At 63.6% G+C, this 8,549-nt stretch carries 7 protein-coding genes; 4 read left to right on the top strand and 3 right to left on the bottom strand.

Going from position 1 to position 8,549, the window contains the following annotated elements; genetic code table 11:
* Nucleotides 1-177: 177 nt before the first annotated feature.
* Complete coding sequence (locus RJ1_RS26250; RefSeq protein WP_240319881.1) at nucleotides 178-1,113, bottom strand: LysR family transcriptional regulator; 936 nt, start codon at nucleotides 1,111-1,113, stop codon at nucleotides 178-180.
* 218 nt (nucleotides 1,114-1,331) lie between these two features.
* Here RJ1_RS26250 and RJ1_RS26255 point away from each other — a divergent pair, with 218 nt between their 5' ends.
* The gene (locus RJ1_RS26255) at nucleotides 1,332-2,690 is read left to right on the top strand and encodes an MFS transporter (RefSeq protein WP_073365371.1); all 1,359 of its coding nucleotides are present in this window, start codon (nucleotides 1,332-1,334) and stop codon (nucleotides 2,688-2,690) included.
* Nucleotides 2,691-2,774: 84 nt separating this feature from the next.
* The gene (locus RJ1_RS26260) at nucleotides 2,775-3,512 is read left to right on the top strand and encodes an IclR family transcriptional regulator (protein WP_083400748.1); all 738 of its coding nucleotides are present in this window, start codon (nucleotides 2,775-2,777) and stop codon (nucleotides 3,510-3,512) included.
* 10 nt (nucleotides 3,513-3,522) lie between these two features.
* Here the strand turns inward: RJ1_RS26260 and RJ1_RS26265 are convergent, their stop codons facing one another.
* Nucleotides 3,523-4,392, bottom strand: coding sequence for an acyl-CoA thioesterase domain-containing protein (locus tag RJ1_RS26265; RefSeq protein ID WP_073365373.1), 870 nt, complete (start codon nucleotides 4,390-4,392; stop codon nucleotides 3,523-3,525).
* A gap of 58 nt (nucleotides 4,393-4,450) precedes the next feature.
* The gene (locus RJ1_RS26270) at nucleotides 4,451-4,930 is read right to left on the bottom strand and encodes a cupin domain-containing protein (RefSeq protein WP_083400613.1); all 480 of its coding nucleotides are present in this window, start codon (nucleotides 4,928-4,930) and stop codon (nucleotides 4,451-4,453) included.
* A 200-nt stretch (nucleotides 4,931-5,130) separates the two neighbouring features.
* Here RJ1_RS26270 and RJ1_RS26275 point away from each other — a divergent pair, with 200 nt between their 5' ends.
* Both RJ1_RS26275 and RJ1_RS26280 read left to right on the top strand, forming a co-directional pair.
* The gene (locus tag RJ1_RS26275) at nucleotides 5,131-6,627 is read left to right on the top strand and encodes an aldehyde dehydrogenase (protein ID WP_073365401.1); all 1,497 of its coding nucleotides are present in this window, start codon (nucleotides 5,131-5,133) and stop codon (nucleotides 6,625-6,627) included.
* Between the two features lie 5 nt (nucleotides 6,628-6,632).
* On the top strand, nucleotides 6,633-7,646 hold the full coding sequence (locus RJ1_RS26280; protein ID WP_073365403.1) for a zinc-dependent alcohol dehydrogenase family protein: 1,014 nt from the start codon (nucleotides 6,633-6,635) through the stop codon (nucleotides 7,644-7,646).
* Nucleotides 7,647-8,549 lie beyond the last annotated feature (903 nt).

Consider the following 8,549-nt stretch of genomic DNA (forward strand, 5'->3'; position numbering starts at 1 on the left):
GATCACCGTGCGGCCATCTCGGACAGATTCCTCCGACTCTCGAGGTCCTTCAGCGTGAACCAGCAGACGTTCTTTACCGCCGACAACGTCGACGATCACGCAACCGCCGGACCGATCAGTCGGATCACCCGGTCCGCGTCATGACAATCGCGCACGCTCGGGAAACCCCCGGTTCGCTCAGGACGAATTCACGTCGTCGAACTCGTCGTGCGGGCGGTCGAGCAGCTGCTTGACCAGTGCGCGCGCAGCGGGGCTCGGGCCTCGCCCGTGTGCGGTGGCGAGGTGGATCCTGCGCACCGCCCACGGCTCGGCGAATTCCATCACCGCGACACGGCTCATCATTTCGTGGCTGAGTAGACACTCCGGCTGCACAGTGACACCCATACCCGCCTGTACGAGACTGATCGCGACTTCTCCACTCCGCACGGAGTGCTTGGAATCGAATTGCTCGCCCAGCCGGTTCGCCGCGGCGCGAAATGCGGGGACCATCGCGCGTGCCGCGAACAGGTTTTCGGGCAGCAGCTCCTGAAAAGTCACCGCCGACTGCTCGGTGAGCCGATGACCCAGCGGCACCACAGCGACCAGCCGGTCTCGCCGGTAGGGCGTGACGTCGACGCCGTCGAGATCGAGTTCGTGTGCGGCGGCAAATACCCCGAGGTCTGCTTCACCGCGCGCGACTTGCTGAACGATCTCGGCGTTCTCGGTCTCGCGCACGGCCAGGTCGACGAGTGGGTATTCACGGGTGTACTCGCCCAGCTCTCGCGCCAGGAACGGAACGATGATCGATCGGGCCGAGACGATCGTCAGGTCCCCCTGCACGCCTTCGGTCAACGACGCTATCTCTGATCGCATCTCCTCGAGGCTGCCGAAGATCGAGCGCACATATCTTTCGAGGACCGCACCGGCGGGGCTGGGGACCACTCCCTTGGGGCCACGATCGAGAAGTTTGATCCCGGCGATGTCCTCCAAAACTTGGATGCGCTTGGTCGCCGTGGATGCGGCGATGTTTTCCCTGATCGCGGCCAGTCCGATCTGCTGCTCTTCGATCGCGGAAAGGAACAGTCGCAACGTGAACAGATCGACCTGTCGAATCAGATGAAGTCTGTTGAACATAGCCATACCGCCCTCACGATCTCCGAAACGCGCACTCGGCCACGCCAATCGAGCCGTGTCTGCGCGACCGAGACCGCGAGAGACAAGTTCCGGAACAGGGTTGACGTGGCCTAGCTCACTCCCTAGTGTTCCAGATCATACCATCGTAGTTACGAATCCAATGTTCATATATATGAACACTACAGTCTTCGTCCGAAGCAAGAGAAGAGGCTCGACCCGTGACACAGCCACCGGAATCGCCCCACAGCTCCCCTAATCCGCCCCGACGGAAGCCGAAGAACGTCGGTCCCGCCGTAGTGGTCGGCACAGCGCTCGAGCTGTTCGACTTCTACCTCTACGCATCGATGGCCGCACTGGTGTTCGGCCCGCTCTTCTTTCCCTCGGAGAACTCCACAGTCAGCACTCTCGCCGCGTTCTCCACGTTCGCGGTCGGATTCCTCGCCCGCCCGCTCGGTGGAATCGTGTTCGGCATCCTCGGCGACAAGATCGGACGCAAGGCCGTGCTGTCGTTCAACCTCCTACTGATGGGCCTGGCCAGTGGCTGTATCGGTCTGATCCCGTCGTACGAGACGATCGGGATTGCCGCGCCCGTGCTGTTGGTTTTGTTCCGCATCGTCCAGGGACTCGGTGCCGGCGCAGAATTCGGCAGCGCCATCGCGATGTCCTACGAGCACGCCGACGAGAAGTCGCGCGGACGGCAGGGCGCGTGGCCGGCCATGGGAGTGAGCGTCGGCCTTCTGGCGTCGTCCCTGGCAGTGGCTGCCGTGACGAGCCTCGACAAAGCTGACCTCTACAGCTGGGGCTGGCGGATCCCATTCCTGGCCAGCTTCGTCCTCGTCGCTCTGGGCTACTGGATGCGGCGGAACCTGCCCGAGACCCCCGACTTCGAAAAGGTCGCCGCCCAGGCTCAGACCCGTAACAAGGCGCAGCCGTTCCGTAACCTGCTGAAGAACCACTGGCGTGGTTTGACCGTCGTCGCCGTGTCCACCATCGGCGTCAACGGCATCAGCTACATCTTCAAGACGTTCTCGCTCTCCTATCTCTCCGAATTCCGCGACGTCGCCGCCAACGTCGGCGCGTTCGGAATCAGCCTGGCCAGTGCCGTCGCGCTCGTGACCATCCCCATCGCCGGACGGCTCTGCGACAGCGCCGGGACACGCCGCATCATGCTGATCGGCGCCGGGTGTGTGGCAGGGCTGGCTTTCCCGTTCTTCTGGCTCCTGAACACCGACCGACCGGTCTACATCTGGCTCGCACTCATCCTCACCGTCGGCATCGTCCAGCCCACCTTGCTCGCGGCTTCCGGGTCCTTCCTCGCCCGGCAGTTCCCACCCGAAGTCCGCGCCTCGGGCCTCGGCGCCGGACGGGAAGTCAGCGGTGCCCTCGCCGGTGGCCTCGCTCCGCTCGCGGCACTGACCATGGTCACCCTCTCCCCGACCCACTCCACCTGGGGCGTCTCCCTGATCTTCATCGTCGGCGCGATACTCATCGCGGGCGCTGCACTCGGCGACCAGTGCCGCACCATCGGCATCAGCAATCACACCAGTGCCGCCGAAAGCGCTCCGGCCGCGCGGTGACTCGGTTGGGGCACTGCCCGGCGTGGCAGTGCCCCAACCACCTGTAGTCTGAGTCGATCGGTGATCGAGAAGAGGGAGAGCCACGTGCCGCCGGTCCCTGGTGAGGCGAAAGAGCATCGCACGGTCTCCCGTGTCATGACGATCCTCGAGCTCGTTTCCCGGAGCGCGAACGGGCTGTCGCTCGCCCAGCTCGCCGCGGCGCTGGACGCCCCCCGGTCATCGGTGCATTACATCGTGAAGGGCTTGGTCGCCACCGGATACCTCACCGAGAACGGCGCCTACACTCTCGGCCCCGCCGTCGGCACACTCCTCGCGGCGCACACCCCTCAGGTGGACCGGGTAGCGCGTGAGAGCATGGAATCGCTGCACAGCCGCTTCGACGAGACGGTGACGCTCTGCGTGCGAATCGGGGAATCCGTCGTGAACATCGACATCATCGAGTCGACGCAGCCGATTCGGTTCTCGCCCGCACTCCACGTCCGACGCCCGCTCTTCCCGTCGACCGCCGGCAAGTGCTTCCTGGCCTACACGGATCAGCGGTTCCGCGACACCTATCTCGACAGCCACATCGAGGAGGCCGAGAAGCGCCGACTGGCACACGAGGAACTCGAGCGCATCACACGTGACGGAATCGCGTTCGCGAGCAAAGAGGTGACACCCGACCTCGGCGGCGTAGCCGCCCCGGTCTTCCACGGCGAGAAGCACGTTGCAGTCCTGACCGTCGCCGGGCCGCGAACACGCATCGACCTCCGCCTCGAGGAGGTCGCCGACGCCGCGATCACCGAGGCACGCCACGTCGCAGAGCGCCTGACGGCACAGTAGCGGCGGAATCTTAGATCGCAGCAGCCGATTTCGGCTGCTCCCGCGCGTCGTCACCGTGTCCGAACATCCGCAGGTCGACGGCGCGCCGGGCGTTACCGACCGCGGAGACGGTGACCGAACCGACCACTCCCAATCGGTCGAACACCAGCCCCGTGCCGACGGAGATGCCGTGCCGCTCGGCGCGGTCCAGTGCAGCCAGTCCAAGTTCGAGACCCTCAGGCAGACGCGCAAGCGCAAGAGTCACATCGGCATTGATGTACTCCAATCCCGCACTGCCCAAATTGCTTACGACATTCGCGGCATCCGCGACGCTCGCGGCCATCTGGAACGCAGTCAGTGGTTCGCCCTCGACCACCGGGATCGCAAACTGCCAGATCTGCTTGCGATCACCGTTCTGCGGTGCGTCCGCAGGCGGTGTCCAGCCCGCGCCGTCGCTGTAGTACAGCCTTTCAGCGCTGCCCGCGGACCGCCGGCAGTCGTCGTGGGGCGGCTGCGGACTATTACCCGAAGCCCACACGATCCCCTCCGGTGTCGTGGTGGGACTCAGATACAGCGCACTTGCCCGCGCGACCGCTTCCCCGTCCTGGGTCATCACCGCGTCGACGAGGCACAGGCGGCGTCCTTCACGAACAACGGTGGTGGACGTGACGGACGGCTTCATCCCCGCGGGGCGGAAGAGGTCGAGCGTCCATCGAACCGGTTGGAGGTCCTGACGCCCGAGGGCATCTACAGCCCTCTCGGCGGCACGCGCGAGAGCCCCACTGACGGCCATGCCACGCATGTGCTCACTGCCCCAACCGCTTCCGGCGGGAGCGTGGGGCAGTAGTTCCTCGGAGCACACATCACGACCCGTGGCCAGACTGAAGAACGCGGATGTCATCTACGGGTCTCCTCGTCAAAGTTCGAATCGGACGATTCGAGTGGGTGCCGCGCGGCGCCTACTTCAGTGTGGGCTCCAACTGTCGGCCGTCGACGACCAGCGGCTTCGCCGCGAGCATCATGATCACTGTACGACACCACTCGTCGGTGCTATTGCGCCAGATATGCGCAACTCCGCGCTGCACGAGGGTATCTCCGGGCCGCAGAATGGTTGTCTCTCCGCTGTCGAGCACCAATTCGAGTTCGCCACTGATGATCGCGGCATAGTCGATCGTGCAAGTGCGATGCATGGCGAATTCGCTATTCGGCGCCCAGTCGACGATGTAGAACGCCGACCCATTCGAGGAGGCAAAGGTCTCGATCAATTCGGTGCCGTCGCGCCCATCCGCGTTGTCGGACGGAAATTCGTCCGTCGCCCAGATTCGTGCGGCAAAGGTTGTCGGCGGAACTTCGAATGCCTCGACGGCAGAGTCCGACACAACAACCGACTTACCCGATGCGTCGTGCCCGGTGACGACCCGTCGCGCTTCATGAATCACACTGATCTCCCGATGCCGCTTGTCTCACAATCGTTTGAGGCTATCTTCGCCGCGGAAGCCGCGTCAATTTCATATTTTCGAATCGTGCATTTCTCAGAAATGAAGTCGTGTGATTCCAATTCTGCGAACAGAGAATTTCCTTCCGGGAAAGCACACGGAGTGGGTTGACGCTGCATCACTTCACGGCGTACATGTTTCTCATGTCACAAGCAAAACTGCGTGTTTTCGACAAGCTCTATATCGGCGGTGAATGGGTCGATCCCGTCGACGGCGCCCTGGCCGAAAGCGTCGACCCCGCAACGGGCCAGCCGTGGGCGGCGGTGGCGATGGGGGGTGCGGGCGACATCGACCGTGCCGTGTCGGCAGCATCCGAGGCGTTCGCGGGTCCGTGGCGCCGCACCCCCGGCCACGAGCGCGCAGCGTTACTGCGAAAATTTGCCCAGCTCTTCGAGGAAGCGATTCCAGAGTTGGTAGAACTCGAGTCCCACGACACGGGCACTCTGAAGTCCGACCTCCGCGGGAGTCTGGCCGCACAGGTGCAGTGGTACTACTGGTTCGCGTCGCTCGCCGACAAGACCCAGGGGCGCACGATACCGATGGACGACACGGTGCATGCCTTCACCACCATGGTGCCGATCGGCGTGGTGGGCGCAATCGTGCCCTGGAACGCGCCGTTGCTGACCACCTGTATGAAGATCGGGCCGGCCCTCGCCGCTGGTTGTACGGTCGTCCTCAAACCTGCCGAGCAGACACCGGTGTCCGCACTCGTCCTGGCGAAACTCGCGGAAAAGGCAGGATTCCCACCGGGTGTCCTCAACGTCGTCCCCGGCTACGGGCGCACGGCTGGTGCGCGACTGGTCGCTCACCCCGACGTCGGCAAGGTCTCGTTCACCGGCTCGACCGACACCGGTCGGCGGATGGTGGTCGACGGTACCGACAACCTCAAACGATTCACCTTCGAGCTGGGCGGCAAGGCGCCGCACATCATCTTCGGCGACGCCGACTTCGATCAAGCACTCAATGCGGCCACCGCCTCGGCCTGGCGGATGTGCGGCCAGAGCTGCGCGCTCGGGTCACGGGTGCTCGTCGAACGATCGATCTACGACCGCGCTGTGGACACGTTCCGCACCCGGGCCGCCGAGGTGCGTGTCGGCATGCCGGCCGATGAGACCGCGCGCATGGGCCCGCAAGCGCACGAAGATCAGCTGAACAAGACCCTGTCCTACGTGAAGATCGGCCAGGATGACGGCGCTGAACTGGTTGCCGGAGGCGAACGGATACTCACCGTCGAGCTGGCACCCGGATACTTCGTTCAACCCACCGTTTTCGCCAATGTCTCCAACGACATGCGGGTGGCGCGTGAAGAGATCTTCGGACCGGTCGTCGCGCTGATCCCGTTCGACGACGAAGACGAGGCCGTCGCCATCGCCAACGACACCACGTACGGACTGACCGCCGGACTGTGGACGGGCAACATCGTTCGCGCACATCGTGTCTCGAACCAGATCGAGGCCGGATCGGTGTGGGTCAACACCTACTCGTTCGTGCGCTGGTCGCTTCCGTACGGCGGATTCAAGGCAAGCGGTTGGGGCCGGGAGAACGGCATCGACGCCCTCACCCCATACATGGAGACCCGCACCACGGTTATCGGTCTCACCGCGCAGTTCCCAAACTTTTTCGCGAACACGGAGGATTGATCAAGATGCGTGCACTTGCCTTTCCCGGCGACGACACCACTGTCATCAGAGAGTTCGACGACCCGGCACCGGGACCCGGCGAGGTCATCGTCCAGGTCCGGGCATCGGGCATGTGCGGAAGCGACCTGCTGTTTCGTCGGGGCGCGATCGCAGTCGGACCCGACATCATCCAGGGCCACGAACCGTGCGGGGACGTGTACGCCGTCGGTGACGGCGTGACACCGATGATGGCGCGCGTGGGCGAGCGAGTGATGATTCATCACTATTGGGGCTGCAATGCGTGCCCCTCCTGCCGCTCCGGCTGGCCGCAGATGTGTGAGCGCGAGCCCTCGAAGGTCATGGGCGTCTCCGCACACGGCGGACACGCCCCATTCCTGAAGGTGCCCGCACACACTCTTTTGCCGCTGCCGGACACGTTGAGCTACAAGGCGGGGGCAGCGATCGGGTGCGGAACCGGCACGGCGTGGGGTGGTCTGCAGCGACTCGGCAACGTAGGCGGAGAGACCATGGTGGTATTCGGCCAAGGACCCGTCGGATTGTCGGGCACAATGCTGGCATCGGCTCTCGGCGCGAACGTGATTGCCGTGGACATCGGCGACAACCGGCTACAGCGCGCGAAGAGTTTCGGCGCGGCCTCGACCATCAACTCCCGCGTCTCCGATGTAGTCGAAGCTGTCGCCGACCTCACGGGTGGACGCGGTGCACCGCTGATTCTGGAGACTTCCGGCAAAGCCAACGACGATGCTCTCGCAGTACTCGCCCCCTGGGGCCGCGCATGCTTCCTCGGCCTACCCGGGCATATCGAGTTCGACGTGCAAGCCCACTACAAGAAGCAATGGACGTTGATGACGTCGTGGACGATGTCGACGATCGAGCAACTGCGTTGCGCCGAGTTCATCGCCGCGCGGAACCTTCCCACCGACGACATCTTCACCCACACCTGGACCCTGGAACAGGGTGTGGAAGCGTACGAATGGTTCGCGCAGCAGAGCGACGGTAAGGGTGTCTTCGAATTCTAGAAGAGTGTGTAGATGGCCCTGCCACGCGAATTCGGATCCTGGATTGACCCCAAACGTCATGGGTCTGTACCCGACGCTCATGTCAGTTTCAGGATTCGAATGCACTACGAGCAGGCAACTTCTCAGTGTGCAACGCTTTTCTGACAAAGGCTGGTTAACAGAGCTGCACGATTGGGCCGCACACGCGACTTTCCCACTCGCTGCTGCACTAGTCGACCCGAACTGGATGCGTCGACTACTGCTCAGTTAGAGACGGCCATACATGGTCGAGGGAAGAGACCGTCAGCCGTGAGGCATCAATCGCCTCCCCGTTCGGTGACTCGAACGAATCATCAGCACGGCGCCGTCGCCGGTGTGTCCGGGCGAGAAACGGGATACCTCGAGCACGGGCAGCGCGTGACATCTGCCGTGCTGTTTTGGCTCCGTTGATCCCGATGCGGTTCAACCGCGTCCATACGCGCGAGTCGAGCACTACCAGGTTCTTGACTCCGAAACGGATTCGGACCCGATCGACCTCTACGCAGTCATCGAGCGGATCGCGCAGGTACTCATCCAGAGGCCGTTCGAGTTCGTGTCCAGGGCCCTGGCATGCACGCACGGGCTGATCTGACTGACGGGGATGCAAGTGCGCGGCGCTCGATCGATCGACCAACCCGTCACGTCCCCGCTCGCGGTAGCGGCGCCGTCAAATCTAGGGCGTCGTCCGCGAGACACCCTTCTCTGCAGCGACATTCGCAACCGGCGACCTGCGATCCGCTCCACCATGATCAATCTGCGCGCCGGCGTCAAACGGGCATTAGCATGTGACATGAGAGACCTCCGGTGGTCCGAGTCGAAAAGTAGACAGCTCCAACTCGACCCCGAATGTCTCTCCTACGTCAGCAACGATCCGGGCCAGTACAA

It is taken from the genome of Rhodococcus jostii NBRC 16295 (assembly GCF_001894825.1).
GTDB lineage: Bacteria > Actinomycetota > Actinomycetes > Mycobacteriales > Mycobacteriaceae > Rhodococcus_F > Rhodococcus_F jostii.

What these genes read in the sequence shown, in the direction of transcription:
- RJ1_RS26250 (WP_240319881.1), bottom strand. Translation starts at nt 1,113, where the DNA reads ATGTTCAACAGACTTCATCTGATTCGACAGGTCGATCTGTTCACGTTG.
- RJ1_RS26265 (WP_073365373.1), bottom strand. Translation starts at nt 4,392, where the DNA reads ATGACATCCGCGTTCTTCAGTCTGGCCACGGGTCGTGATGTGTGCTCC.
- RJ1_RS26275 (WP_073365401.1), top strand. Translation starts at nt 5,131, where the DNA reads ATGTCACAAGCAAAACTGCGTGTTTTCGACAAGCTCTATATCGGCGGT.
- RJ1_RS26280 (WP_073365403.1), top strand. Translation starts at nt 6,633, where the DNA reads ATGCGTGCACTTGCCTTTCCCGGCGACGACACCACTGTCATCAGAGAG.